The organism is Deinococcus aquaedulcis (assembly GCF_019693445.1).
GTDB classification, from domain to species: domain Bacteria; phylum Deinococcota; class Deinococci; order Deinococcales; family Deinococcaceae; genus Deinococcus; species Deinococcus aquaedulcis.
The window spans coordinates 128,777-154,857 of sequence record NZ_JAHRBL010000002.1; the positions used below are offsets into that span (position 1 = coordinate 128,777).

At 67.6% G+C, this 26,081-nt stretch carries 28 protein-coding genes and 1 pseudogene; 12 read left to right on the plus strand and 17 right to left on the minus strand.

Annotation, left to right across the window (positions count from 1 at the left end):
* Positions 1-54 precede the first annotated feature (54 nt).
* A complete protein-coding gene (locus tag KMW22_RS03550) occupies positions 55-525 on the minus strand; it encodes an MgtC/SapB family protein (RefSeq protein WP_221088657.1) in 471 nt (156 codons plus the stop codon).
* 210 nt (positions 526-735) lie between these two features.
* Between KMW22_RS03550 and KMW22_RS03555 the strand changes: the two genes are divergently transcribed.
* Positions 736-1,005: a cold-shock protein gene (locus KMW22_RS03555; protein ID WP_221088658.1), complete on the plus strand. Its 270-nt coding sequence runs from the start codon at positions 736-738 to the stop codon at positions 1,003-1,005.
* 75 nt (positions 1,006-1,080) lie between these two features.
* Here KMW22_RS03555 and KMW22_RS03560 read toward each other — a convergent pair whose 3' ends face one another.
* Positions 1,081-1,500 (minus strand): hypothetical protein, encoded by a 420-nt coding sequence (locus tag KMW22_RS03560; RefSeq protein WP_221088659.1) that lies wholly within the window; start codon positions 1,498-1,500, stop codon positions 1,081-1,083.
* Positions 1,501-1,586: 86 nt separating this feature from the next.
* Between KMW22_RS03560 and recO the strand changes: the two genes are divergently transcribed.
* A complete protein-coding gene (gene recO, locus KMW22_RS03565; RefSeq protein WP_221088660.1) occupies positions 1,587-2,315 on the plus strand; it encodes a DNA repair protein RecO in 729 nt (242 codons plus the stop codon).
* A gap of 345 nt (positions 2,316-2,660) precedes the next feature.
* Positions 2,661-3,512, plus strand: coding sequence for a hypothetical protein (locus tag KMW22_RS03570; RefSeq protein ID WP_221088661.1), 852 nt, complete (start codon positions 2,661-2,663; stop codon positions 3,510-3,512).
* A 179-nt stretch (positions 3,513-3,691) separates the two neighbouring features.
* Here KMW22_RS03570 and KMW22_RS03575 read toward each other — a convergent pair.
* The 3 genes and pseudogenes from KMW22_RS03575 to KMW22_RS03585 all read right to left on the minus strand — a co-directional run bounded on the left by KMW22_RS03575 (position 3,692) and on the right by KMW22_RS03585 (position 6,071).
* Positions 3,692-4,459: pseudogene (locus KMW22_RS03575) on the minus strand (IS5 family transposase).
* Between the two features lie 98 nt (positions 4,460-4,557).
* On the minus strand, positions 4,558-5,208 hold the full coding sequence (locus tag KMW22_RS03580) for a 16S rRNA (uracil(1498)-N(3))-methyltransferase (RefSeq protein WP_235692589.1): 651 nt from the start codon (positions 5,206-5,208) through the stop codon (positions 4,558-4,560).
* Between the two features lie 50 nt (positions 5,209-5,258).
* Complete coding sequence (locus KMW22_RS03585) at positions 5,259-6,071, minus strand: 50S ribosomal protein L11 methyltransferase (RefSeq protein WP_221088662.1); 813 nt, start codon at positions 6,069-6,071, stop codon at positions 5,259-5,261.
* 80 nt (positions 6,072-6,151) lie between these two features.
* Here KMW22_RS03585 and proC point away from each other — a divergent pair, with 80 nt between their 5' ends.
* The 3 genes from proC to KMW22_RS03600 all read left to right on the plus strand — a co-directional run bounded on the left by proC (position 6,152) and on the right by KMW22_RS03600 (position 9,034).
* Positions 6,152-6,943 carry a pyrroline-5-carboxylate reductase gene (gene proC, locus KMW22_RS03590; protein WP_221088663.1) on the plus strand — a complete coding sequence of 264 codons (792 nt, stop codon included), beginning with the start codon at positions 6,152-6,154 and terminating at the stop codon, positions 6,941-6,943.
* Between the two features lie 474 nt (positions 6,944-7,417).
* Positions 7,418-8,473, plus strand: coding sequence for a LacI family DNA-binding transcriptional regulator (locus KMW22_RS03595; RefSeq protein ID WP_221088664.1), 1,056 nt, complete (start codon positions 7,418-7,420; stop codon positions 8,471-8,473).
* A 6-nt stretch (positions 8,474-8,479) separates the two neighbouring features.
* Positions 8,480-9,034 carry a hypothetical protein gene (locus KMW22_RS03600; RefSeq protein WP_221088665.1) on the plus strand — a complete coding sequence of 185 codons (555 nt, stop codon included), beginning with the start codon at positions 8,480-8,482 and terminating at the stop codon, positions 9,032-9,034.
* A gap of 241 nt (positions 9,035-9,275) precedes the next feature.
* On the opposite strand, the gene KMW22_RS03605 is transcribed toward KMW22_RS03600, so the two are convergent.
* Positions 9,276-9,926, minus strand: coding sequence for a glycosyltransferase family 2 protein (locus tag KMW22_RS03605; protein WP_221088666.1), 651 nt, complete (start codon positions 9,924-9,926; stop codon positions 9,276-9,278).
* 125 nt (positions 9,927-10,051) lie between these two features.
* Between KMW22_RS03605 and KMW22_RS03610 the strand changes: the two genes are divergently transcribed.
* The gene (locus tag KMW22_RS03610; RefSeq protein ID WP_221088667.1) at positions 10,052-10,552 is read left to right on the plus strand and encodes a hypothetical protein; all 501 of its coding nucleotides are present in this window, start codon (positions 10,052-10,054) and stop codon (positions 10,550-10,552) included.
* 176 nt (positions 10,553-10,728) lie between these two features.
* Here KMW22_RS03610 and KMW22_RS03615 read toward each other — a convergent pair whose 3' ends face one another.
* Complete coding sequence (locus KMW22_RS03615; protein ID WP_221088668.1) at positions 10,729-12,513, minus strand: hypothetical protein; 1,785 nt, start codon at positions 12,511-12,513, stop codon at positions 10,729-10,731.
* Positions 12,514-12,747: 234 nt separating this feature from the next.
* On the opposite strand from KMW22_RS03615, the gene KMW22_RS03620 reads away from it, so the two are divergent.
* The 4 genes from KMW22_RS03620 (at position 12,748) to KMW22_RS03635 (ending at position 17,053) form a co-directional block, all read left to right on the plus strand.
* Entirely contained in the window at positions 12,748-14,832 is a 2,085-nt protein-coding gene (locus KMW22_RS03620; protein WP_328774582.1) for a protein kinase domain-containing protein, read from the plus strand.
* Positions 14,833-14,844: 12 nt separating this feature from the next.
* Positions 14,845-15,117 carry a glutaredoxin family protein gene (locus tag KMW22_RS03625; protein ID WP_221088670.1) on the plus strand — a complete coding sequence of 91 codons (273 nt, stop codon included), beginning with the start codon at positions 14,845-14,847 and terminating at the stop codon, positions 15,115-15,117.
* 175 nt (positions 15,118-15,292) lie between these two features.
* On the plus strand, positions 15,293-16,249 hold the full coding sequence (ftsY, locus tag KMW22_RS03630) for a signal recognition particle-docking protein FtsY (RefSeq protein WP_221088671.1): 957 nt from the start codon (positions 15,293-15,295) through the stop codon (positions 16,247-16,249).
* Between the two features lie 249 nt (positions 16,250-16,498).
* The gene (locus KMW22_RS03635; RefSeq protein WP_221088672.1) at positions 16,499-17,053 is read left to right on the plus strand and encodes a hypothetical protein; all 555 of its coding nucleotides are present in this window, start codon (positions 16,499-16,501) and stop codon (positions 17,051-17,053) included.
* A gap of 514 nt (positions 17,054-17,567) precedes the next feature.
* Here the strand turns inward: KMW22_RS03635 and KMW22_RS03640 are convergent.
* From KMW22_RS03640 to KMW22_RS03685, 10 genes are all read right to left on the minus strand, one after another.
* Entirely contained in the window at positions 17,568-18,335 is a 768-nt protein-coding gene (locus KMW22_RS03640) for a serine aminopeptidase domain-containing protein (protein ID WP_328774583.1), read from the minus strand.
* The gene (locus KMW22_RS03645; RefSeq protein WP_221088673.1) at positions 18,332-18,898 is read right to left on the minus strand and encodes a DinB family protein; all 567 of its coding nucleotides are present in this window, start codon (positions 18,896-18,898) and stop codon (positions 18,332-18,334) included. Before KMW22_RS03645 ends, KMW22_RS03640 begins: the two co-directional genes overlap by 4 nt.
* Before the next feature lie 15 nt (positions 18,899-18,913).
* The gene (locus KMW22_RS03650; protein ID WP_328774584.1) at positions 18,914-19,441 is read right to left on the minus strand and encodes a histidine phosphatase family protein; all 528 of its coding nucleotides are present in this window, start codon (positions 19,439-19,441) and stop codon (positions 18,914-18,916) included.
* A complete protein-coding gene (locus KMW22_RS03655) occupies positions 19,438-20,889 on the minus strand; it encodes an FAD-dependent oxidoreductase (RefSeq protein ID WP_221088674.1) in 1,452 nt (483 codons plus the stop codon). The genes KMW22_RS03650 and KMW22_RS03655 overlap by 4 nt, the downstream gene beginning before the upstream one ends.
* Before the next feature lie 28 nt (positions 20,890-20,917).
* Positions 20,918-21,262 (minus strand): hypothetical protein, encoded by a 345-nt coding sequence (locus KMW22_RS03660; protein WP_221088675.1) that lies wholly within the window; start codon positions 21,260-21,262, stop codon positions 20,918-20,920.
* On the minus strand, positions 21,259-21,615 hold the full coding sequence (locus KMW22_RS03665) for a hypothetical protein (RefSeq protein ID WP_221088676.1): 357 nt from the start codon (positions 21,613-21,615) through the stop codon (positions 21,259-21,261). Before KMW22_RS03665 ends, KMW22_RS03660 begins: the two co-directional genes overlap by 4 nt.
* 13 nt (positions 21,616-21,628) lie before the next feature.
* A complete protein-coding gene (locus KMW22_RS03670) occupies positions 21,629-22,165 on the minus strand; it encodes an NUDIX domain-containing protein (RefSeq protein WP_221088677.1) in 537 nt (178 codons plus the stop codon).
* Positions 22,165-23,097 (minus strand): carbohydrate ABC transporter permease, encoded by a 933-nt coding sequence (locus KMW22_RS03675; RefSeq protein WP_221088678.1) that lies wholly within the window; start codon positions 23,095-23,097, stop codon positions 22,165-22,167. Before KMW22_RS03675 ends, KMW22_RS03670 begins: the two co-directional genes overlap by 1 nt.
* A complete protein-coding gene (locus KMW22_RS03680; protein ID WP_221088679.1) occupies positions 23,090-24,022 on the minus strand; it encodes a carbohydrate ABC transporter permease in 933 nt (310 codons plus the stop codon). Before KMW22_RS03680 ends, KMW22_RS03675 begins: the two co-directional genes overlap by 8 nt.
* Before the next feature lie 89 nt (positions 24,023-24,111).
* Entirely contained in the window at positions 24,112-24,345 is a 234-nt protein-coding gene (locus KMW22_RS03685; RefSeq protein ID WP_221088680.1) for a hypothetical protein, read from the minus strand.
* A 356-nt stretch (positions 24,346-24,701) separates the two neighbouring features.
* Between KMW22_RS03685 and icd the strand changes: the two genes are divergently transcribed.
* A complete protein-coding gene (gene icd, locus KMW22_RS03690; protein WP_221088681.1) occupies positions 24,702-25,958 on the plus strand; it encodes an NADP-dependent isocitrate dehydrogenase in 1,257 nt (418 codons plus the stop codon).
* Positions 25,959-26,081 lie beyond the last annotated feature (123 nt).

Sequence of the window (26,081 nt, forward strand, 5' to 3'; positions counted from 1 at the left end):
GAGCATGGGTAGAAGCACTGCCTTTAAACCACCGGAACGAAACGTAGTTCTTCCTCAGCGGTGCTCGTTGCCCCCCTCGGCCAGGCGGTGGAGCGGGCGCAGGATGAACAGAAAGAGCAACGTGGCGCCCAGTGCGAACACGTACAGGTGCAGGCCGCAGGCCACACCCACCCCGGCGGTCGCCAGCAGGCTGGCGGCGGTGGTCAAGCCCCGGGTGCGCTCGCCCTTACCCGACGAAAAAATGGTGCCTGCGCCCAGAAAGCTCACGCCGCTGACCACGGCGGCCAGCACGCCCACCATGTCGAAGCGCACCGCCGTGTTGTCGTTGCCGAATTGCCGGATCAGGGCCTCGGCGAGCACCACAAACAGCGCCGCGCTGACGCCCACCAGCATGTGGGTGCGCAGCCCCGCGCCCGCGCGGTGGGCTTCCCGCTCCCAGCCGATCAGGCCGCTGAGCACCGCTGCCACCAAGAGCCCCGTAAGGAGCCCCACCTGGGCCAGACTGTCGCGCCAGAGGGCATCCATGTTCTGACCCTAGGGGCCGGCGCCTTCTGGGACAAGATGAATGGCCTTAACGTTTCTCCACAGGCGGTCAAAAGTGATCCAGGGCACGTTTGGTCTGGGCGGTCCCCCCCTAAACTGCTCTCATAGTTTTCCTGGGTACGCACATAGAGAAGGGGCGCGCAGGCAGATTCTGAGCGTCCCGGATCGCCCTTGAAAGCTAAGGAGTGCATTATGGCAGTAGGCAAAGTAAAGTGGTTCAACGCGGAAAAGGGTTACGGCTTCATTCAGACTGAAGGCAGCCCCGACGTCTTCGCGCACTTCAGCGCCATCCAGGCCAGCGGCTTCAAGAAGCTGAACGAAGGCGACGAAGTCGAGTTTGAAATCGAAGAAGGTCAGCGCGGCAAGGGCCCCCAGGCCAAGAACATTGTCGTGACCAAGGCTGCCCCCGTGAGCGAGTACGGTGGCGCCGGCGGCGGCAACCGTCGCAACGACCGCTGGTAAGCCCCAGGCTTCTGCAGAGGCACCTCCCGCGTGGGGGTGCCTCTGACTTTGGGTGGGAATGCGCCCCCAGGAGCTTCACCGCTCGTCTGGGCCGATAGGCTCAATGGGGAAAATCCGCTCGGCCAGTTTCAGCAGGCCGCGCTCGCCGGCCCGCGTCACGCAGGCGGCCGAGCCCAGGCACAGCGTGACGTAGCGCGTGCGCCGCGCCGCCACATGCACGCGGTACAGGGCGGCCTCGCTGCGGCTGCGGGTGTAGTGGCACAGGTCGCAGTGCAGGGCCCGGGCGCCCTTGGGGTCCAGCGGCGTGAATTCTGCCAGCTGGTCGCCGTGCACCAGGGCCAGGCGGCCGTCGGCCACCTCGTACAGGCCCAGGGTGGGGGGCTGGTGCTGGCCCGGGGCCGCGCCAAACAGTTCGCGGTGGGTGTCTGGAAACAGTTCGCGCAGCAAGTCCTGCACGCTGTGGTCTTCGGGTTTCCGGCGTGGGGAGTCGCTCATTGCCCCGCAGTGTAGGGGCCGCCTCCCGGGCCGAAGGTGGACAGAGGCACAGCCCAGCTGTGCGGCCCAGCGCTAGACTGCCCGGCGTGAGGTCGCGCAGCGCCAACCGCAGTGGCATCGTGATTCGGCGCCGGGTGACCCCGGCGGGCGACATCATCGTGACTCTGCTAACCCCGCAGGGCAAACTGAAGGCCATTGCGCGCGGCGGCGTGCGCGGTCCGCTGTCCAGCCGCCTGAACCTTTTTCACCATGTGGGCGTGCAGTTGTACCAGACGCCCGGCAATGATCTGGCCACGGTGCAGCAGGCGGTGCTGGAAGGGGCGCTGCCCAGCCTGGCCCAGCCGGGGCGCTACGCCTTTGCCCACCTGATGGCCGAATTTGCCGACGCCCTGTTTCAGGAAGGCGAATTCAGCGAGCAGGCCTTTGAGCTGTTTGCCGGCGCCCTGCGCGGCGTGGCCCACCAGCCCGACCCCGAGTGGGTGGCGCTGGTCATGAGCTACAAGCTGCTGGCCCTGGCAGGTTTTGTGCCGCAGACCGCCCGCTGCGCCCGCTGCGGCGCCCCCGAACCGGCCCACCCCGACCCCCTGGGCGGGCAGCTGCTGTGTGCGCGCTGCGCCGCCCTGCCCGCCTACCCCCCCGAAGCCCTAGATTTTCTGCAGGGCGTGGTCCGGCGCACCGTACGCGAGAACATGGCCCACCCCCTGAGCGCCGAGCAGCGCCCGGCCCTCTGGCGTGCGCTGGAACGCTTTGTGACCGCCCAGGTGGGCAGCGTGCACTCCTGGCGCCAGCTGGTCCCCACCACCCTGAGCGCGTAGGGTAGAGGTGATCCGGAAATTCGGTGACAGTGTGGAGCCCGGTCGGGCGGCCTTATATTGCTCAACATCAAGGCGGCCTTTGGGTCGCCTTCTTCGTTTCCCGGGTCGCCCTACACGGGATTTTTTGGCGGTGAAAAGAGAGCGGCCTCTGGTATATACGCAGACCGGGGCGGTGTCCAAAACTACCCCTGCTCTCCGGGGTAAAGGCCAAGTAGACCAGGAGCAATACTCTAAAAGGTTCGGAGCGCGGTTCAAGCCATTCCGCCGGGCCAGCAGTGCGTCCTCCCATGTGCTGGGTTCATAAGTAGGACTGTGGGAGACGACCTCATCTACTACAATGAGGAAGTGAAAGCTCTGTGTAATCTTGCTTGGTTGGTCCTGCTGAGCGCAGGCCAAGCCGGTGCATCGTGGTGCGTGTCTGGCCTTTTTCCTGAGACATTTCACCTGGATAAGGTTGCCAATATCAGCCAAGCCTATGAGGTTGGCGGCGACCCGAAAGAAGTTGAAAAGGAGATGGAGACATACGTTTCAGGGCTGTTACGCACGGTGTCAGAAGAAACTGTTTCTGATCTGTTTGGCAACTCGAGCAGTCAAGGCACCTATAGCTACACGAAGGATGGGACGCTGGCCAACGTAGATTATGTGGAACACACACTGCGTGGGGTGCGCACTTGGAGGCGTACCTACGATTATGACAGCCAAGGTCGGCTCATTCGCGTCAGTAGGAACCAGGGCCCAGGAACTCCATCTGTGATCCAGGCAACTTGTACGTATGGCCCGTCGAAGATATTCGAGAAAGAAGGCGGCGTTTCATATCCAAGGTCTTATGAATACACGTTGGGGAGCGACGGCAAAGTTATCAACTACTCGATGATTGTTCAGGGGTCTGATGTAGAGGAAAATACGATCATCACCTACCGCAATGGAAAGCCCATTCGTAGAGAAGATCGTAGAAAAGATTCTTCCGATCCACTGCAAGTGACCGTGACCGATTATAACGACATAGGATTGGCGATAAAAGTTGTGGTAACCGAGTATGGCCAAAACATGAAAATACATAGCCAAGACACTCAATCGTACGAATACCTGTTGGATTCGACGGGAAATTGGATACAAAAACGCCGCTACAATTATGAAAATGGAGTAAAAATCCTCAAGTTGACGATAAACCGCGTAATTGTTTACAAGAACCTGTAAACACGCCAGAAGCTTTAATTACCATGTAATCTCATTTGTCCTGGTTGCCATCCGACCAAATTTCCTCAAGGTGACTGTCAACCTTCATCGTCCAGATCAGTTTAGCTTGGGGTGACAGCAGGCGGCGGGCATCATCCCCATGTGGACCGGCCAGACAGAACGTCTCATATGGGTACAGGTCATCCGGAAATCACGCGGAGCAAGATGACAATGCAGGCGAGCTGAACCATCCCCAGAAAATTCTGGGCTTTGACCTCGTCCCGTGTGCGGACCGCCGGAAGCTCAGCAGCCACGCAATGGTCCGCTCCACCTTCCAGCGCCGCTTGTACCGGCGCAAAGGTCGTCCATCCTGGGTTTGCTTTCGATTCTTGCGATTGGGCGCGATCATTTCGATCCCGAGCACCGCGAGCTCCGCATCCAGACCGTCGCTGTCATAGGCCTTGTCCCCAATCAGGCGTTTGGGGAAATCCATGCCGAAGGAGGCATCCAAAGTGTCGTGGACGAGTGTCACCTCGGCTGGACTCGCGCTACAGGTGTGCACCGCGAGCGGCACGCCGCTCGCATCGACCATGATCTTATTTTTGGTGCCTTTGCCCTTCTTGGTGTGGCCGACGTCAGCGCCCCCTTTTTGGCGGCACTGACGGTGCCGTCAATAAACGCTTCGCGCAGGTCGAGGCGCTGTTGCTCCTCGCTCAGTTCATAGAGCGTGGCCAGGATGGCCGGGAAGACCTGCCGGTCGTTCCATTCCTGAAAGCGGTCATGACAGGTGGTCTTGGGTGGGTATTCACCCTTCGGAAGGGCGTCCCACTGCGCGCCGGTACGCAGCACCCAGAGGATGCCTCTAGGACGTCACGATCGGGCCGACGTGGCCGGCCACGCTTGATGCGCTTGATGGGTGGGGGGATCAAAGGTGCCAGCACGGCCCAGTGGTCGTCGTTCAGCCGCATTACAGCAGTGTGCCGCCCAATCGGGCTCCACACTGTCAGCGAATTTCCGGATCACCTCTAGGCCGTTTCATATCAGGGCGGAGGGCCCAGAGTTTTCTTTATAGCCCCAGCGCCGCAATGGCACCCAGCAGCGCCACCGGGGCGGTTTCGGCGCGCAGGATGCGGGGCCCCAGGGTCACGGTGTGGGCGCCGCGTGCGCTCAGGGCGGCCACCTCGGCGTCAGTCAGGCCGCCTTCGGGGCCGGTGATGACGGTCAAAGGCGCGTGCCACGCCACCACCTCGGCCACGCGCGCGGCGGCGCCCGGCTGCGCCACCAGCACCTGCCCGGCCGGCTGAAAAGCGGCCAGGGGCACTGGGGCCAGCACCGGGGGCACCACCGCGCGGCGCGACTGCTTGCTGGCCTCCTGCGCCACGCGGTTCAGGCGCTTGAGCTTCTGCGGCCCAATGTCGCGCACATCGGCGCGGGCAGTGACCAGCAGCTGCACCTGTGCCACGCCCAGTTCGGTGGCGGCGCGCACCACATCCGCCAGTTTGTCGCCCTTCAGCAAGGCGGCGCCCAGCGTAAGGGGAAAGGGCGTTTCGGCCGCGCCGCTGACCGGTTCGCCCAGGGTCAGTACCGCGCGGGCCTCGTCCAGTTCGGCCAGGATGGCGCGCGCCTCGTGGCCCTGGCCGTCAAACACCCGCACCTCGTCGCCGGCGCGCAGGCGCAGCACATGCAGGTGCCGGGCCTCACCGGGGCCCAGGACCATCGTGGGCACCAGGGCGTTCACCCGCAGGCGGTGGCGGGGCAGGCCGGCGCTCACGCGCCCGCGCGGGCCGTCACCAGCGCCCACTCGCCGTCCTCGCGCACGGTGACCTCTGTAAAGCCTTCGCGGTCCAGCGCCGCGCGTACCAAAGGCAGCTTGCTCAGCAGAATGCCGGTCAGGATCAGTGGGCCACCCGGACGCAGGTGCGAGACATAGGCCCCCGCCAGCAGGTCGTGCAGTTCGGCGTACAGGTTCGCCACCAGCACGTCGTACACGCCGTCCTCCACCACGTCGCCGGGCAGGTCGTCGCCCAGGGTGCCTTCCATAAAGGCCGCGCGGCCCGCTGGCACCCCGTTCAGTTCGGCATTTTCAAAGGCAATCGGAATGGTGATGGGGTCAATGTCCACCCCCAGGGCGTAGCGCGCGCCCAGCAGCGCCGCTGCAATCGCCAGCACGCCGCTGCCGGTGCCCACGTCCAGCACGGTGCGGCCGTTCAGGTCCAGTTCGCCCAGCGCCTCCACGGCCAGCCGGGTGGTGGCGTGGTGGCCGGTGCCAAAGGCCATCCCCGGCTCGATGATCAGCGGCACCTGCGCGCCCGGCACCTCGGCGCGCAGCCACGGCGGCACGATGGTCACGCGGCCCGCCTGCACCGGACGCAGCCCCGCCTTGAACTCGGCCAGCCAGTCCTGGTCGGCTTCCTGGCGCCACTCGCCGTCGCGCACGGCCCCGGGCAGTTCGGTTTCCTCGTCAAAGTAGGCACGGATCACGCCCGCGCGCTCCTCCAGGCCGGTGGCGCCTGCCTGCCACAGCAGGTCCAGGTGGTCGTCTCGCGTGTCGAAGGTTCCGGGAAGGTGGTACACCAGCATCGCCCCGCAGTGTACCTGCGCCCCGCACGTCTGCACGCCGGGCCCCGGGCGGGGGAGGGGCCGCACCTATACTGACCGGGATGAAGCTCGCCATTGTTGGAGTGGGAAAACTGGGTCTGGCCCTGCTGGAGGGGGTCACCGCGCGCGGCGTGCTGCCGGCTGCCGACATTGGCCTGCTGGACGCCAACGTGCCGCGTGCCCAGGAGATTGCCGCGCGCACCGGCGCCCGCGTGATCGCGCAGGCGGAACTGGGCCGCGCTGAGCGCATTCTGATCAGCCTGCAGCCGCGCGTATTTCCCGAAGCCGCCGAGTGGCTGGCGCAGGAAAACGCCGGGTACATTTCCACGATGGCCGGGGTAAACGTGGCTGCCCTGGCTCGGCGCCTGGGCACCAAGCGCGTGGTGCGGGTGATGCCCAACCTCGCTGCCACCATTGGCCTAAGTCAGACCGCCATTGCCGGCCCGCGCGAGGCCGCCGACGCAGGCGATCTGGCCTTTGCCCGCACCCTGTTCGGCGCGGTGGGCGACACCTACGACCTCCCCGAGCACCTGTTCAACACCTTTACCGGCATGAGTGCCTCTGGCCCCGCCTACGCCGCCGTGGTGGCCGAGGCCCTGGCCGACGGCGGCGTGCGCATGGGCCTGCCCCGCCCGCTGGCCAACGAACTGGCCGCCAAGCTGCTGGTGGCGACCGGCGAACTGCTGCAGCGCCGCGCCCACCCGGGCCTGCTGAAAGACGAGGTGGCCAGCCCCGGCGGCACCACGATTGCCGGGCTGGCCGCCCTGGAAGCAGCGGGCGTGCGCGGCGGCCTGATTGAAGCGGTAGTGCAGGCCACCCGGCGCGGCAACGAACTGGGCCGCGATCAGGATTGAGGGCCGGGGAGGAGGGGCTGGAGGCGTGTGGCTCGGCCTCTTGCACGGCGTTGGCTTTGGGATGAGAGAGCTCACACGCTCTCCCGGAAACAGGACGCTGCCCTGAGCAGGCGCTTTGGGAGTCGCAGCTCTGGACGTTCGGCCAGTGGGGCGCAGAGGCTGTCGAGTCGTCGCGGAGCGTGAGGGAACCTGAACTCGGCTTCGCAGGCAGTGACCCAGTGCGTTAGCGCCGCTGAGCCCCATCGTTCGGGCAGAGCATCAAACGGGGGAGGGGCTCCTCGCAAATGAAGCTCCCTTGGCTGCCGTCGTCCCACCCCATCAACTCCCCGCCCGGCGTTTGCGTAGGACACCTTGTCTCGTTGCTTCGGCACGCCTTGCCGTGTCCTTCAGCCCTAGCATCTGAAAGCGCTTTCATCTACACTGGCGTATGGATCAAGCTGCGCCAGTGCGGCCCCACTCCTGGGGGCGGCGTCCATGACCCGTGCCGTTACCCTCACCGAAGTGGCGCGCGAGGCTGGGGTGTCGCCCAGCACGGTGTCGCGCATTCTGAACGGCACCGCCCGCGTGGGCGATGACAAGGCCACGCAGGTGCGCCGGGCCATTGAGAAACTGGGCTATACGCGCAACGCCTTCGCGCGCAGCCTCGCCACGGGCAGCTCCGGCATTATCGGGGTGCTGACGCCGGACATTGCCAGCCCCTTTTACAACGACGCCCTGAGCGGTATCGAGCGCGGCCTGATGGGCAGCGGGTACTCGCCCCTGATGATCAGCGGGCACTGGCGCACGGGCGAGGAGGAGCACGCCGTGGAACTGCTGCTGGGCCGCCGGGTGGAGGGCCTGATTCTGCTGGGCGGCCAACTGCCCGACGCCGAGATTCGGGCGGTGGCCGCGCAGGTGCCCGTGGGGGTGCTGGGGCGCGTGGTGGACCTGGAGGCCTGGGGCGGGGTGTCTATTGCGCTGGATCAGCGGCAGTCGGCGCGGGACCTCGTGACGTATCTGGTGGGGCGCGGGCACCGGGTAATCGGGCACATCAGCGGGCCGCCCGACCATGCCGACGCCCGCGAGCGGCTGGCCGGTTACCGCGAGGCGCTGGAGGACTGCGGCCTGCGCTTTCAGCCCTCACTGGTGGTGGCGGGCGACTTTCAGGAGTTGTCGGGGCTGATTGGGATGCAGCGCCTGTGGCAGCGTTGCCCCCGCCTGACCGCCGTGTTCTGCGCCAACGACCAGATGGCCTACGGCGCCCGGCTGGCGCTGCACCGCCTGGGCCTGCGCGTACCCGAGGACCTGTCGCTGATCGGCTTTGACGACCTGCCAGGCTCGGCGTACACCACGCCGCCGCTGTCTTCGGTGCGCCAGCCCATGGCCGAGATGGGCCGCTGGCTGGCACGCGCCGTGCTGGCCCGGCTGCGCGGCGAGGCCATCCCGCCCTTTACGCCGCGCCAGGAACTGATGCTGCGTGAGTCCGTGGCGACCCGCCGGGTGGGACCCGACCCCGCCCACCCCCCGCTGCGTCCAAAGCCGCTACCCTGAAGCCCGATGATCGCCCTGCGCCCGGCCCACCTTCTTCTGTTGCTGCTGCCCCTGCCGCTGGCGGGCGCCCTGGCGGTGGACACCAGTTACTACCCCAAGCGCCCTGGCATGCGCTGGACCTACAGCAGCGGCGAAACCCAGGTGGTGGGCGCGCCCGTGGTGCACCGGGGCGTGTCGGTCACGCCGGTCAGCCACCAGTTCGGGCAGACGGTCTTTACCCAGGACCTGCTGGAGCACCGCGCCGACGGCAGCGTGTGGCTGCGCGGCGTGAACACCGGCGGCCGCCTCACGTGGTACACCCCACCCCTGAACATTTACCCCCCAGGGCCGCTGCGTCCGGGGCAGACCTGGACGGGCGTGACGGCGGGGCTGCGCCAGCGCTCCACCGTGGTGGGGGTGGCGCCGCTGCGTACGTCGGCGGGGGCCTATAACACCCTGAAGATCCGCATTGAAACCGTGGCGGCGGGCAAGCTCAGCGTGCAGACCACCTACTTCGTGCCCACCGTGGGCGTGGTGCGCTATGAAACTGCCGACGGCAGCGTGATTGATCTGGTGAAATAGGACTGACACTGCCAGCGGTTCAAGTTCGCGGAAACGGCTGTGATGTAAAGACCGGCTGGGACGCTTTGGCTGCTTCCCTGTTGCAACCTCTATGGCGCAATTTTGCGAGGCTCAGGCAAGGGGTTAAGGCTAAAAAGCTGTGTTTATTGAGGCGGGCCTATTGAACTGTTGGACCTGCCCGCACCAGTGCTGTAGGCAGAGTCCGAGGGGTGTGTGCAGTGGCTGAATGCGGCTGGGGCCTCTACTTTCGGCGGCGGGCGCGGTAGGTCAGCAGGGCGGCGTACATCTTGGTGCGCGCCTGGGCCCCGCGCCAGAAGCCCCGCTTCTTTTCCTTGACCACCTGGGCCACATGGGGCAGTTCCACATAGGCCCAGCGCGCGCCTGTGGCCTTCAGGTGCTGGGTGATGGCGGGTTCGGGCCAGCGTTCGGCCCCCAGGTCCGGCACGCCCAGCAGCCACGCGCGGCGGCAGGCGCGCTGGCCACTCAGGTGCGGGGTGAGCTTGTTGCCCCAGTCGGTCACGAAGCCCCCGCCCTCAAAAACGCCAATGCTCATGTCCAGTTCGCCGCTCAGCACCGGGGCGCACAGCCGCTGCAGGTGGGCCAGGGTCAGGCCGGTCAGGTCGGCGTCCAGCAGCACCACGGTGTCGGCGGTGGCGGCCTGCACGGCCGCGAGCAGCGCCGCGCCCTTGCCCGCGTTCTGGGGCAGGTCCACCACCTGCGCCCCAGCCTCACGGGCGGCCTGCGCGGTGCCGTCGGTGCTGCCGTCGGAGACCACGATCACCTGCGGGGTCAGTTCCAGCGCCACGCGCACCACCGTGCCCACCGTGTCGGCTTCGTTGAACGCGGGGATCAGCACAGCCAGGGCAGAGGCGGGTGGGGGGGACGCCAGCATGCCGATCATGGTAAGCGATGAACGGGAACCGGACGCAGCTGGGCGTATGGCGGGCCGTTAAGCCTAAGGCGGTGAAGCTCTGTTGGGCGTACTTGCCGGGTGCGGCTGTGGTTTCATCACTCGGGATGTCGCCCTTCCTGTTCACGCAGGCTCGGTGCTGGGGACTGGCGCTGCTGCTGGGTGGAAGCGCGCTGGCGGTGCCGTCACCTGTGGCGTTCCAGAGCGCGGCGAACCCCGGCCCGGCCCCAGAGGCGCCTGATCTGCGGCTTGTGGCGCTGGCCTTCTCGCCCGTCACCCCAGGCAATGTGGGCGACCGGGTGCGGCTGTGGCTGGTCAACTGGGGGCCCGCCGCCCATAGGGTGGAGATCGGCTGTGACGCCCTGGTCTTGACGGTGACTGACCTGGCTACCGGGCGCGACGTGACCGCCGATGTCCCCGAGGCCTTGGCCTGCGCCCTGGGCCTCCCGGAGCTGGAGCTGATCCCCTTTCGTCCCGTGGCGGTAGGGCAGGGCTTTCTGCTGCCCGCGCTGGCGCACCTGCCTTCGGGCCTGTACCGCCTGACAGTGGTCTCCACGGGCCCGTCCGGCACGCTGAAGGCCGACACCATCCTTCAGTGGCGGCCCTGAAGTGCAGTAGCCCCTTTCATACGGACTGCCGTCCATCTCCGGAACATTCAGTTCTTTTCTGGATGTTCCTTCAATTCCCGAAGATCCGTTTTCTTTCTTTCTCCCTCTGCTGCGCAGCTGGGTCAGTCCGGGCGGAAACATTCCACAACGTCTTATGGAATGTTTCGGAAGTCGTCTCAGTGGGGCTGTTCGGCGCTAGCCGCCAGACGGAGGGTGGGCACCACCTCGTCGTTGCCAGCGGTGGCGGCCAGCCATGAGCCGTGGCGCACGAGCAGCAGGTGCAGTTCGGGAACGCGCACCACCAGCAGGTCGTGCAGGATCATGGGGGCCAGGCCCGGCAGGACCACCACCAGTTCGCCCTTGTAATCCTGGCGCAGGGTCACGGCGCGCCCGCCCGCTTCCAGGGTCAGCGGGTCGTCGCCCAGCTGCACGCTGAGGAAGGTGCCGGGGCTCAGTTCAAAGCGCTCGCCGCTGCGCGGATCGGGCAGGGGTTCGGGGCGGTGTAGCGCAGCGTGCAGGGCGCCGTGTAGGCGCTCGGCGGCCAGGGGGTGCAGGCCCAGGTGGGCGGCGGCCTCGGCAAAGGCCCCCGCCGCCTGGGCTGGGTCGCTGCGTTCCAGGCGCGCCGACAGGGTCTCTACGCCCTTGCGCGCAAAGGCCAGCAGCACATCGGGCGTGGCGGCGTGGTACTTCTGGGCGCTGTCAGGCCCCAGGGTCTCCAGGTTCAGGGGCCCGCCGCGCAGCAACTGGGCAGCGGCGCGGGCCAGCCGCAGATAGGCGAAGGCCTCCTGGCTGTCCAGCAGCAGCGACACGGCGCGCGCCAGCGAGGCGCGGCGGCCCAGTTCGGCGGCGGCGTGGCTGTCCACATGCAGCAGCAGGTACGCGCCGCTCAGAAAGAGGCGCAGGTGGGTGCCGGGCAGACTCAGCGTCTGGGTGCGGTCCAGGGGTCCCAGTGCCGGGCGCAGCAGCGCCACCTGGCCCCCCACCTGCAGCTGCCAGTTGGGCCCAATGGGCTGCCAGCGCAGGTCCAGGCCGCGCCAGTGGGCCGCCTGGGCTCCGCGCAGATGAATGATCAGTTTGTCGGCGCCGTCGTCGGGCACGCGCATGGCGTTGGTGGGGTGCTGGGCGTACAGCACACTGCCGTGCGGCACGGCGCCCAGGGCCCGCTGAGGGGCGCTGTCCAGCAGCGGTTCCAATTGCTCGGCCACCTCGCGCGCCGCCACCCGGATCACCGAGCGCTCGCGGGGGTCGCGCGGCATGGGGTACTCGGCCTTGAGTGCCCGGATCAGGGCGTCTTTGGCTTCAGCCGAAAGGGGCTCGCGCTCGGCGGCGGCAATGCGCGCGGCCAGCACGTCCTCGTCGGGGTGGCGCGGAAAGGGCTCGGCCTGCACCTGCGAGAGCGCCGCGCGCACCTGCACCCGGCCGGCCTCGGTGTACAGCAGGGTGCCCAGGGCGCGGGCGATGGCCTGGTTTACCTCCGGGTCGTGCAGGTCCATCAGGGGGTCGTTGGCTTCGGGGACTGGCACCGGCTGGGCGGTGCCCGCGCGCTCGGCGTTTTCCACCACCGCGTACAGCACCCGCAGGCGCTGCAGCGTGGCGTCGCGCTGCCAGTGTGCGGCCAGCTCCTGCAGGCGCTGCGTGGCGCGGTGGTGCCACAGCAGGGTCTGCAGTTCGTCCCAGGCCAGCGCCTCTTCAGAGGCGGCGGTGACGGGCGCTTCCCAGACCGGGTGGGCCTGCGGGGCCGGGCGGCCCCGGTGCAGGTTGGGCGCGCGGCCATTGGTGCCGCCCCGGAACAGGCGGTCGGTTTCCATCAGGCGCCGCAGCAGGGCCGGTTCCAGCGGCGCCGAGAGCAGTTCCTCGCGCAGTTCGGCCACCGAGCGGCGGCCCCCGCGTGGCGTGCGCCCTTCTAACAGGTCCGTCACCTTGTATTCAAACAGTTCAACCAGTTCGGCCCAGTGGTTCACAGCGCACCTCGCAGCGGGCGGGGGGGACAAAGGAGGCAGGGCGGCCACGTCCCGCTGCCGGGGCGCGGCGCCTGGGCGCAGGAATCAGGGCAGGGGGGGCGCGGCATCCCCTTCAGTATGCCGCCTTGGCCGGGGCCGACAAGGTTCGCCCATGTAAGTTCTCCGCAAGGGCCGCCCTGTATAACTGAGGATGATGAAGCCGACCCTTCAACTTCCCCCGCCCGGCGGCGCGGCGTGACGTGGCTGCTGCTGGGCGCTCTGTTCATCGTGGGGCTGCTGCTCTCGGTGCGCGCGCCCGAACGCGTGCTGGGTTTCGTGTCGGCGGGGGTGGTGGCGGTGCTGGCGCTGCTGCTGGGCGCCCTGGCCATGGGCGCGGGCACGGCGTCGGCGCCCTTGAGCCTTGCGGGGCTGGGCCGCGCCCAGGGCGTGCTGAGCGTGGCCGCCTTTGTGCTGGCCACTGCCGCCTTCCGCCTGGGGCGGGTGCTCACCCCCAGCCTGCACCGGGGCCCCCGCGACGCCCGGGGCCGCCCCGTGCGCGTGCAGCGCACCGCCAACCCCACGCTGGCTGCCCGGCGCAGCACCCTGACCCAGACCTCGGCGGACCTGCGCTTTCAGGACTATGAGGTGCTGGACCGCATTGGGATTGGGGGCATGGGCAGCGTGTACCGCGCCCGCCGCCGCCAGGACGGCCGCATCGTGGCCCTGAAGGTGCCGCAGGATAAGTATCTGGCCGACGCCAAGTTCGTCAAGCGCTTTTACCGCGAGGCCGAGGTCCTCAAGCGCTTCAACCACCCCAACATCGTGCGGGTGTACGACTACCGCATGCAGGACCCCGAGCACTACATTGCCATGGAATTTCTGGACGGCGACAGCCTTGAGTCCCTGCTGGAAAACCGCACCCTGAGCTTTACCGAGGGCACGCAGATTATCCGCGCGCTGGCCGACGCCCTGCGCCACATTCACATGCAGAACGTGGTGCACCGCGACATCAAGCCCGCCAACGTGATGATCCTGAAAAACGCCTTTACCGACAACGTGCTGCGCGACGGCGGGGTCAAGCTGATGGACTTTGGCATCGCGGTGGGCAAGGTGCTCACCCGCCTCACCATGACCGGCGCGCGGGTGGGCACGCCCATCTACATGGCCCCCGAACAGGCCAAGGGCAACCGCGTGGACGCCCGCAGCGACGTGTACTCGCTGGGCCTGCTGGCCTACGAGATGGTGACCGGCCAGACCGCCTTCAAGGGCAGCTACGAGGCGGTGGTGCACCAGCAGGTGTTCGAGTCGCCCAAGCCGCCCAAGCAGGTGCGCCTGGAAGTGCCCGGCAAGCTCAACGACCTGATTCTGCACATGATCGAAAAGGACCCTGCCCAGCGCCCCACCCTGGATGAGGTGATTGCGCGCATTGACGCGGGCGTGCTGAGCGACGAGGCTTTTAACGACCCGGTGGCCCTGGCCCTGAGCGTGCAGGAAAAGCGCGGTACCGTGCGCCTGCTGGACCTGAAGTGCAAGCTGCGCGCCAGCCTGCGTGACCAGTCGGCGGCCTCGGGAGGCATGCCCGGCGCGCCCAACGCCATGGCCAGCGACCCCCAGGGCCACCTGTACGTGACCCTGCTGGACTACCGCCAGGGCAAGGCGGGCGCCCTGGTGCGCAAGCTGAATCCCGAGGGCAAGGAACTCCTGAGCTTTGGCCCCTACGGCCTGAACGACGGCGAACTGCTGCAGCCTGTGGCGATTGCCGCCACCGAATCGCAGGTGTTCGTGCTGGACGCCGAGGCCCACCATGTGGTGGTGTTCGATACCCAGGGCCGCTTCGTGCGCCGCTTTGGGGGCAAGGGGCAGGGCCTGGGCCGCTTTGAAAAGCCGCGTTCGGTGGTGGCCTCCCCGGACGGCCACGTGTACGTGCTGGACGTGGGCACCAACGAGGTGCAGCGCTTTACCCCGCAGGGCGAGTATCTCAGCCGCTATGCCTTCCGCTTAGACCGCACCACCGACAACCTGCGCCCCCTGGAGGGCCTGGGCGTGGACCAGTTCGGCGCCGTGTACATCGTGGACGCCGTGGCGCGCAAAGTACGCAAGATCGAGGCCGACGGTACCCCGGGCCTGACCTTTCCGCTGGATACCCTGGTGGGTGAACCCACTGAGGCGCCGTGGCTGCTGCAGATTGGCCCCGAAGGGCAGCTGTACGCCGTGCGCCAGGGCGGGCAGGTGCTGCGCACCTACTCGGGCGCGGGCGACCTGCTGAGTTCCTGCGACATGTACGCCCCGGTGCAGGCCATGACCATCCTGGCGCGCCCCCACGCCCTGCAGCCTGCCTGAGCCGGTGATCCTGTGCCGCTGCCCCGCCTGACCCTGTACCACCGCCCCGGCTGCCACCTGTGCGAACTGGCGGCGCAGGGCCTGGATGCCCTGGGCTTTGCCTACGACGCGGTGGATGTGGACGGGGACCCGGCTCTGCGCGCCCGCCACGGTGACGATGTGCCGGTCCTGGCCTGCGGTGAGCGCGTGCTGGGCAAGGGGGCCTTCAGCCGCGCCCGGCTGGGTGGCATCAAACTGCTGCTGCTCAGAGAGGCACAGGGGACTGGATCAGCTCCGCCGCCCTGAAACTGAATGACGCCCCGCTACGTCCAGCGGGGCGTTGTTTCTGTCTCGCTCGCCAGACCCGAACAGGTGCCACGCGGTGGAGAGTCTCTCTGCGCCGCTTCCGGGCCTTTTGCTCGCGGGCTGGGCGCTATGGTGGGGCCATGACCAAGACCGCCTCTTTCCCCGGGGTCCACGCGTGAGCTGGCTGGAGCGCCTGCGCGACGGGCTGAGCAAGACCCGCAAACAGATCAACGACACTGCCGGGTTCCTGGGCACTGATGTGCGCGACGTGTTTTCCAATCGCCTGGAAACCATTGAGGACCTGGAATACGCCCTGATTGCCGCCGACGTGGGCCGCGCCGCCACCGAAGAGATTCTGGAGGACATCCGCGCCAGCGAGGGCAAGAACCTGCAGCAGGCCCTGATGGACGCCCTGACCCTGCAACTGGAACCCGACAGCCGCCGCGCCGAGTTCCGCAAGCTGGGCTTTACCCCGGATGCCCGGCGCAGCTCCGTGGACCCCAGAGGGCACGTGGTCATGGTGATCGGTGTGAACGGTGTGGGCAAAACCACCACCATTGCCAAGCTGGGCCAGTACTACCGGGGCCGGGGCAAGAGCGTGATGTTTGCGGCGGGCGACACCTTCCGCGCGGCGGCGGGCGCGCAGCTGGGCGTGTGGGGCGAGAGGTTGGGCATTCCGGTGGTGCAGGGCGTGGACGGCGGCGACCCCGCTGCCGTGGCCTTTGACGGAGCGAGTGCCCGCGTGGCCCGGGGCACCGACCTGCTGTTCGTGGACACCGCTGGGCGCCTGCACAATAAGCACAACCTCATGGAAGAGCTGAAAAAGGTGCGCCGCGTGATTGACAAGGCCGACCCCGGTGAGCCTGCCGAGGTCTGGCTGGTGCTGGACGCGGTGACCGGGCAAAACGGGCTGCAGCAGGCCAAGAAGTTCCACGAGGCCACCCCCCTGACCGGCGTGATCGTAACCAAGCTGGACGGCACCGCCAAGGGGGGCATTCTGGTGCCCATCGTGCGGGAACTGGGCGTGCCTATCAAGTTCATTGGGGTGGGGGAGGGCGCCGCCGACCTCCAGCCCTTCGACAGCCGTGAATTCGTGCGCGCCCTGTTCGATGTGAATATTCCGCGCGAGTAAGCCGGGTGCCGTGGCCCCACGGCCAGCAGCTACAACCCCAGGAGAAGACAGCGGCGCCGACGAAAGAGAGGCGCCGCTCCCTGGTCTTGGGGTGGAACAGGCGCGGAAGGTTGGCGTGCCAGACAGTCAACTGCAGAGGGGCGAGTGGGCAAGCTGGCGGAAAGCTTGGCGGCTGGATCGTCCCCGATTCCGCTGCCTCTCTCCATGTAGGGCTCATATCGGGGCGGCCTGGGCGGGCCACACTCGGGCATGGTCAAAGCGTTGCTGTGGACAGTGGCCCTGGTGGCAGTAGGCGGGGCCGGGGCCCAGACGACCCCGTTCGACGCGCTGTTCCCAGGTGCTCAGGTGGTGGCGCGCACGGGTGACCGGGCCGCCCGGCAGGGCATGGGGTCCTTCGCCTACGCCCTGCCGGGCCGTGGGCGCTTCACCGTGGGCTACCTGCTGACACTGACCGCCCAGAGCCCCGCCCGTGTGATGGCCGTAGACCTGGACGCCACCGGGGGCCAGCCGGAAGTGGCCGCCCTGCAGCCGGCGCAGATCGGTGCGCTTCAGCAGGTGGTCGGACGCACAGCGGGGCGCTGCTTTGGCGCGACGAGCGCGCAGCAGGCCGCCGTCCAGGCGTGGGTGGGGCGCACCAACGCCGGCAAAAGCGACACGGCGCAGGCCAGCTTTGGCCCTGTGACCGCCCGTTTCGAGCGGCAACAGAGTTCGGGGCTGGGTTACTTCACCTCCACCTACCGCCTGGAGCGCAGCAGACAGCCCGGTGCAGGGACCTGGCAGGCCAGTTGCACCTTCAAGTTTTAGGGCAGATGCAGCGTATTTCTGGAATGTCCCTGGCCTCTTCCGCTGGTCGACACAATGCTGGAAGGCCTCTGGGCATTTGAGGTAAGTGGGATGAGCGGCGCGCCCCAGACGAGCGCGCGGCGTGGTTGAGGGCCACTGCCCGCTTTGGGCTGGGTCTGGTCACGCCCTTGAATCCCCCTGGGTTCCGCTGAGATACGGCCTGAAAATGACTGGCTTCTCGCCTGATCCCTTGCCGTGTACCCCTCTCCCCTGGTGGGAGAGGGAGGGAGGAGCGGAGCGACGGAAGGGTGAGGGGGCCACCAGTGGGCTCGGATGGGTGTGGCATCCATTGAGTCCCGTCTGATACGGATTCCGGGTCATGCGTGACAGCCCCTCCGCGTCGCTTCGGTGCGTCCACGCCTCTCCATCACCGTTTTTCCTTCTCTGCTGCGCAGCTCTGCGAGCCCCTCCGGTCGGGTTCATGCGTGATGGAAGAACTGATGAACCGCAACGCTTATGAGAATGCTGCGCGCCTTCAACCCAGCAGGAACGCCACCGCGTCGTCGCGCATGCGGCGGCTGGTGTAGTGGCCCACACCGGGGTAGGTGCGCGCCTGGACGTGTTCTGGGTAGCCGGCCTGGGCATAGGCGGCGCGGTACGCCTGGGCGGTGGGGACATGGTGGGCGGCCAGCGCAAAGGTGTCATCGGCCTCGCCGCTGGCCAGGAGCAGGGGCGTGGGTGCCAGGTCACCCGCGTGGGTCAGGGGGCGGTGGGTGTCCAGAAAGGCGCGCAGTGTGGGCGCCCGCACTGCGGGTTCGTGCCACACGCCAGACGTAATCAGCGCGGCCACGCGCGCGACGCGGGGTTCGGTGCGGCCCAGCGTCTGCGCCACATAGCCCCCCATGCTGGACCCCACCACCCAGACGGGAACGGCGCCGTAGATGGCCTGGGCCGCGTCCAGCAGGGCCGGGGCTTCGGCCACGGTGCGGCGCACGCTCTCCCACACGTATTCGCGGGCATTCAGGCCGGGCGGGGTGTCATCCTGCCGCTCGCCGTGCAGGGCGCTATCAGGCAGAACGACGGCCGCTCCGGCCGCTGTCAGGGCGCTGTACACGCCCAGTTTGCCCTCCTTGGTGGCCCAGGCGCCGTGGTACACGACGCACAGGGCACGCACCGACTGCCCTTCCGGGGGCCGCTCCACCAGACAGGGCACCCCAGCCAGCACGCGGCGCTCGACGGTGTAAGGCACGCCCCCGGTCATGGGCGTGGCGTGGGGATCGCCGGCAAAGGCAGGGCGGCTCACTGGGCCTCTCCCCGCAGCAGGCGGCGAATCAGGCGCATCTGGCCCCGGTGGCTGACCTCGTCTTCCATCACGTGAAACCAGGCCCAGTGGTGGTTCAAGCTGGGATCGGCCGGGACGGGCTGGGTCAGCCACTCATCGTCGCGCCCGGCCAGTCCAGCCAGCGTCAGGGCCATCGTCTCGCGCAGGTCGGCCTCGTACCACGCCAGATCGTGGCCGCAAAACTGGGTCCGCGCCGCCTCGCCCAGGTCCAGGGCGGCGCGGTGGGGGGCAAACGCCCCTGTGTCGTAGGGGTCATGACCTTCAAAGCTCAGGGCGTGGTAAATGCGGTGCACCGCTGCCAGATGCGCCAGCAGCATGCCGCAGGAATTGCCCAGCCCCGGCGGCACGGTATCCAGTTCTTCGGGGGTCATGTCGGCCACCGCCTGCAGGGTGGTCAGGCGGGCATACGTGAGCATGTCGACCAGCGCGGCGATCTGGGGGGTGAAGGGCGCCGGAGGACCGGTGCGAATCTGGAACGCCCGGTCATCTTTCAGGGTGGTGGCCAGATGGGCAAAGGCGGTCATGCCCCAGGGTAGCGGTTAGGGGCTCAGCCGCCGGGGCGGGGTGCCGGGCGACCATACCCAGACGTCCGGGTTGCGGAGGGTCGCCCACTCGGCAAAACCCAGGCCCAGTGCCAGAGCCAGCAGGTTGCCGTGGGTGACGACCACGCAGACGCCCTCTGGATCGCGTGCTTCGGCCAGCGCGGCGTGTACGCGGGCCCCGGCCCGGCGCCCGGATTCCCCGCCCGGAAAGCGCAGGAGAGGCAGCCGGAAGCTCAGGCGCAGGGCACTTTTCCACCAGCCCACTGGACGAGCGGTCAGCACCCGTTCTGTCAGGCGGGGGTCGGTGTGGATGTCCAGGCCCAGGGTCCCGGCCAGCGGCTGCGCAGTGCCCACCGCGCGGCCCCAGGGACTACTCACGATCCGCGTGACGCCCAGAGGGGCAAGGTGCTCGGCCAGAGCCTGTGCGCCCGCCCGGCCCTCGGGGGTCAGGGGGGCATCGGGCGCTTGCCCAGCGGCCTTCGCGTGGCGCACCAGCAGGAGGGTGCCCGGGGGCAGGGCGGTCACACGTTGCCCCCCCGCGCCCGCATCTCGGCTTGTAGGGCGTCCACGTCCACCGCGCGCACGTTCCCGCCGTGCCGCAACGCTGCCCAGGCCGCCGCAATCCCCGCCGCCTCGCCCATGGTGTGGCAGTTCTGCTGCACCCGTATGGCTGATTGCGCTTCAAAGGTGCTGCTGGCCGCGCGCCCCGGCACCAGCAGGTTCGGCACCCCCACAGGCAGCAGCGCCCGGTACGGAATCTCGTGGTAGGCGTCCGGGGCAAAGTAGGGGGCGCGGCCCTCGCGCTCATGAATTAGTTTGGCGCCGCGTGGGCTGTGAATGTCCACCGGATAGTGGTTGCGGCAGATACTGTCGGGAAAGCGGGCGCAATCCAGAATATCGGCCAGCGTGAGGGTGTAGTCGCCCACGATGCGCCGCGTTTCGCGCACGCCCACCATCGGCGCCACCACGCCCAGATAGGCCGCCTCGCACCCGGGCAGCGAGGCCCGGCAAAAGGCCAACAGGCGCGTGATTGCCTGCCGCCCGTCCACCTGCGCCGCGCTGAGGTGCCAGGGATCGGTGCCGTCGTTCAGGTCGGCGCGGATGCGCGGGCAGTTGAAACTGAGTTCCCCCGGGCGCCCCGGCACGCTAAAGGCCTGGACATAATCGCCGTCGCGCTCCAGCAACTGCCCTGCCGCCACCGCCGCCCGGAACAGCGGTTCCAGCGTGCTGCCCCGCCCCCAGACCATCCAGAAGTGCAGAAAGGCCGCGCTCTCCTGCCACTGCCCCTGGGCGTTCAGGAAGGCGCGCAGCCGCGCCGTGTCCACCCCGGCCAGCGTAAAGCGCAGGCTCATGGCCTGATGCACTCCGTCCGCGTCCCCGGCGTGAAAGGGCACCCCCGCCCCCGCCGCCACGTCCGCGTCCCCGGTGGCGTCAATAAAGATGCGCGCCTGCAGCGCCTGCAGGCCGCCTTTGTTGTGCACGACGAGGGCGGTGATGGGGTGTGGGGGGGAAGCGGGGAGCGGGGGGCGGGGCGCGGAATGAAGCTCCTCCCGCCCCCCGCCATCACCCATCACCCATCCACCATCCCCCCCCAACGGCGCCACCACCGCCGTGTGGTACAGCACCTCGCCGCTGGCCTCCAGCAACAGGTCCTCCAGCACGAACTTCAGGCCCTCGGGGTTAAACCAGTTGTCATTGCCGCTGGCGTCGGCGGCGCCGTCGCCGCGTGCGCGCAGGCGGGCCTTGATCTCGGTGGTCAGGCCCAGGTTCAGATTCCGGCCGCCCGAAACGTTGCGCATCAGCGGCGTCACCCAGGCGTTGGTGCCGCTGCCCCCCAGGCTGCCCTGGGCTTCCACGACCAGCACCCGGGCCCCGGTGCGGGCCGCCGCGATGCCGGCCACCGCGCCTGCCGTGCCGCCGCCCGCCACCAGCACGTCCCAGTCGCGGTCCAGCGTGCGGTAGGGGAGGGTCATTGGCCAATCCCCCCGAACGTCTGGTCATTCACGCGCAGGTCACCCGGTCCCCGCGCCACAGGGCGGCGGGCAAGGTCATGCCCATGCGTTCCCAGTGGGCGGCTTCCGTGGTGCAGGTCTGCGGGCTGGGCGGGCCCTGAACGCGCACCTGCACCTCGTGGCCAACGCGGCTGACGCCCAGGTGGGTCACCGCTTCGCAGGAATGGACGCGCACCTCCCAGGAAATCGGCAGTGGCTGTCCGGGCGGGGCCGTCCCCACCTTCACCTGCTGCACCGCCCGGTCCACCAGGGGGTCAGGCTCGATCGGCAAGGCCGGGTCCCGGGGCTGAGGCGTGCAGGCCACCAGCCCCAGCAGCAGGCCCAGGCGTTTCACCGCACCTCGACGGCGCCCCAGACGCGGCCACCAACCAGCACCGCGAAGGGACCCGTGCGGGGGGCCTCGCCCGAATCCGTCACGGTGAAGGTGTAGGGCCGGACCACGGCGGCGCAGGCGGCGCCCTCTGGCCGGGTGCCCTGCACCTGCACCGAGAGCTGCGAGGGCGTGCGGCTGGTGGCAAAGCCCTCAAAGCGGCCACAGGCGAGGTCCACGGTGATCGTCACCGGCAGGGGCTCGGTTGCGCCAATCTGGGCGGGCAGTTGAACCCCCAGCACGGTGGGGGTGGTGGGCAGGTCGGGGCGGGCGCAGGCGGTGAGCAGCAGGCCTGCAGCCAGAAGCAGCGGTTTCATGGCGTTCCTCCCTTCATGGGGCCAAAACAGGATCGGGTGCAGCGGCCTCGTCGCGCCACGCGTGGGCGAACAGATGGCGCAGGGCCGCCTGGGTCAGCCAGTTGAAGCCCGCCGGGTCGTGGTCCAGCTGGCGGCGCACCTCTGTAAGGGGCACCCAGACGTGCCCCTGCGCGTGGTCGCCCTGCTGGGTCAGCTCGCCCGCCGCCTGCACGCGGAAAAAGAAGCCCACGCTGTCCACTGGGCCGCGCAGGGTCTGGTACACAAAGGCCGGGGTCAGGCATTCCACCTCGGCGCCGGGCATGACCGTATGGGTGCGGTTCAGGTCGTCCAGAAAGGCGGTGACGCTCAGGCCGGTTTCCTCTTGCACCTCGCGGGCCAGGGCCTGTGTGATGCCTTCAAAGGGGTCCAGCTGGCCGCCCGGCAGCTCCAGGGTACGCGGCTCGCCGGGTTTGGCGCGCTGTTGCAGCAGGACCTCACGCGCGCCGGCGTGCTCACGTTCAATGATCGCCCGTGCGTTCACGTAAAACCGCTGCGTTTTGCGGCCCCACATCAGCCCTTCACCGCGCCTTCCAGCCCTTTCATAAAGTACCGCTGGCCCAGCAGAAACACGACCAGAATGGGCAGCACGGTGATCACCGCGCCCGCCATCACCGCGCGGCTGTTCGTGCTGAAGGTCCCCGACAGCTCCAGTAGGCCGGCCGAAAGGGGCAGCATGTTCTTGTCCGGCAGCATGATGCGCGCCCACAGAAACGAATTCCAGTACGCCACGAACTCCAGAATGGCAAAGGCGGCAATGGTAGGCATCGCCAGCGGCAGCATGACGCGGCGCCAGATGGTCAGTTCGCGCGCGCCGTCAATCCGCGCGGCTTCAATCAGTTCCAGCGGCACGTTCAGGTACGCCTGACGCAGCAGAAACAGCCCCACGATGCTGGCGGCGCCGGGCAGCACCACCGCGAGGTACTGCCGCACCGTATCGGCCACGGGGTTGGTCTGTTGCAGCAGCCCCAGCTTGATGGTCGTGATGAAGTTGACGATCAGCCCGGCCTCGTTGGGCAGGACCATCAGCACCAGAATGGCGTAGAAGACCAGGTCGCGCCCCGGAAAGCGCATTTTGGCCAGTGGGTAGGCGGCCAGCGTCGCCAGTGTGGTGCTCAGGGTGACGCCCAGCACGCAGATGACCACTGAATTCAGCACCAGCCGCCAGAACGGCACCGTGGTGCCCTGGAACATCTCGGTGTAGTTGCGCAGCGTGAACCCTTCGGGCCACAGCTTGGCCTCGTAGATGTTGCCGGTGGGCTCAAAGGACGTGATGAAGGTCCAGTAGAAGGGGTACAGCATGATCAGCGCGATGACGACCAACACGGCGTAGGCCAGGGCATTGCGCCAGCGCTCACGCCGCCGCCGCTGGGCTTTCAGCTGCGCGGCGAGGCGGGCGTGGGGGTCGGCCTGCAGCAGGCTGGCGGGCAGGGCGGATTCAGGCATCCACCCTCCCTCCCCGGGTCAGGCGGAAATTGATCAGGCCGAACAGCACACTGATCACCGCGATGATGATCCCCCCGGCGGCGGCCAGCCCGTACTTGTAATCCAAGAACGCCCGTGAGTAGGTGTAAAACAGCGCCGAATAGGTGCTGCCCGCCGGGCCCCCCTGGGTCATCACGTAAATCTCTTCAAAGACCTTGATGGCGCTGATGGTGCTCAGCAGGCTGCACACCAGAATGGTGGGCCGCAGCCCCGGCAGGGTGATGTGCCAGAACACCTGCGCGCGGCTGGCGCCGTCAATAGTGGCGGCCTCTTCCAGTTCGGGGCTGATGCTCTGCAAGCCTGCCAGATACAGCACCATGTAGTAGCCAATGCCCTTCCACAGGGTCACGAACATGACCGCGTACAGGGCGGTGGCGGGATTGTTCAGCAGGCTGCCGTCGCGCGGCAGGCCCAGCGCGCCCAGCACCGTGTTCACCGGGCCGCCCTGCTGGTACATCCAGTTCCAGATCAGGCCCACCACGGCAAAACTGGTTACCACTGGCACGTAGTAGGCCGTGCGGAAAAACCCGATGCCCTTCAGGGGCCGGTTGACCAGCAGCGCCACCAGAATGGCGATCACCTGAATGACGGGCACCACCAGGATGTACTTGAGGCTGTTGCGCAGCCCCGCCCAGAACTGCTCGTCGGCAAATAGCTCCCGGAAGTTGTCCAGGCCCACCCACTGCGGCGGCTGAATGATGTTGTATTTCGTGAACGCCAGATAGGTGCCGAACAGCACCGGCCAGGTGTGGTACAGCACCAGCAGGATCAGAAATGGCAGCATGAACGCGTAAGCGACCAGCGTGTTGCGCGCCGTGACCCGCGCACCCGTGCCGCCAAGGCGGTGTTGTTCCCGGCGCGAGGGGCGCCGCCTGATTGTGGTCATGCCCGGCAGTGTACCGGCCAGGGCGCACGCGGGCATGAAGAAACCAGCGCCTCTCTGTGTGGGGCGCTGGCTTAGGGAAGCGTCAGGTGTTAGTGGCCGTCGCCGTCAGTGGCTTCGCGCTTGCCCTCGCTGTACTCGGCGTGGGCCTGCGCGTTGTGCACTTCGGCCTTGGCGCGGTCTTCCAGGGCCTCGGCCTTGTGGTGGGCGTCACCCGTCACGGCGTGGGCCACGTTGTGCCCGGCTTCGCGGGCGCGGTCGGCGGCCTCGTTCACCTTGGCCTTGGCGGCGTCCAGCATGTTGCCAGCGGTGCTCTCGTCACTCATGGATGAAGTCCTCCTGTGAGGTGAATTCCCGGTCTGGGTCCTTCCAGAGTGCCGCGCGCCGGTGCAGAGCAGATGAGCAGCCCTTCAGGTGAACTGTGGGCTTCCCGCAGGATTTCCTTCATGTCCCTTAAGCCAGGGTACAGTGAAAGAGGAGAGGGGTATGGCAGCCAGCGTCAGGGTCAAGGGAATGGGTGCCCAGAGGTGGCGGCACTTTCTGGCAGACAAGGGCTTCCGGCTGCCCCGTTCTGCCCGCTCCCTAAGCGGCCCGCTGGTCCTTTCTTGAACCGTGTCTAAACCGTTCGGGTAACAGCTGTGGCGGGGCTGCTTTTCACCGGGTGGAGTACAGTAGGGCCGACATGGATAAGCACATTAAGGTGCCCGCGCAGGGCGAAAAGATCACCATGCAGAACGGCCAACTGACCGTTCCCAACCACCCCATCATTCCCTTCGTGGAAGGCGACGGCACCGGCCCCGACATCTGGCGCGCCAGCGTGCGCGTGCTGGACGCGGCGGTGGAAGCGGCCTACGGCGGCGAACGCAAGATCGAGTGGATGGAAGTCTACGCGGGCGAAAAGAGCCTGGAAGTGTACGGCGAGAACGAGTGGCTGCCCCAGGGCACCATCAATGCCTTCAACGAGTACCTGTTCGGCATCAAGGGCCCGCTGACCACCCCCGTGGGCACCGGCATCCGCTCCATCAACGTGGCGCTGCGCCAGGAACTCGACCTGTACGCCTGCGTGCGCCCCGTGCAGTACTTCGAGGGCGTGCCCAGCCCCGTCAAGCGCCCCCAGGACGTCAACATGGTGATCTTCCGCGAGAACACCGAAGACATCTACGCGGGCATTGAGTACAAGGCCGGCACCGATGAGGCCGACAAGGTGCGCGGCTTCCTGACCCGCGAAATGGGCGTCAAGAAGATCCGCTTCCCCGAAACCAGCTCGTTTGGCATCAAGCCTGTGTCCAAGGAAGGCACCGAGCGCCTCGTGCGCGCCGCCATCCAGTACGCCGTGGACAATGGCCGGGGGAGCGTCTCGCTGGTGCACAAGGGCAACATCATGAAGTTCACGGAAGGCGGCTTCCGCGACTGGGGCTATGAACTCGCCAAGCGCGAATTCGGCGCGGTGGAACTGGACGGCGGCCCCTGGCTCAAACTGCCCAACGGCATCGTGATCAAGGACGTGATCGCCGACAACTTCCTGCAGCAGATCCTGCTGCGCCCCACCGACTACGACGTGATCGCCACCCTGAACCTGAACGGCGACTACATCAGCGACGCGCTGGCGGCGCAGGTGGGCGGCATTGGCATCGCGCCCGGCGCGAACATCAACTACGTGACGGGCCACGCCATCTTCGAGGCGACCCACGGCACCGCGCCCAAGTACGCGAACAAGGACGTCATCAACCCCTCCTCCGTGATCCTGAGCGGCGAGATGATGCTGCGCTACATGGGCTGGACCGAGGCCGCCGACCTGATCCTGAAGGGCCTGGACGCCACCATTCAGCAGAAGACCGTGACCTACGACTTCGCCCGTGGTATGGACGGCGCCACCGAAGTGAAGACCAGCGAGTTCGCCGACCGCATTATCGAGAACATCAAGGGCAACAAGGCGTAAGCGCAGGGCCAATGGAGAGCGGGCGGGGGCGAAAGCCTCTCGCCCGCTTCTCATTGGTCAGGCCGGCCCGAGAGGTCAGGGGATGACACTCTGCCAACCGAACGCGAGAGCCAACGGAAGCTG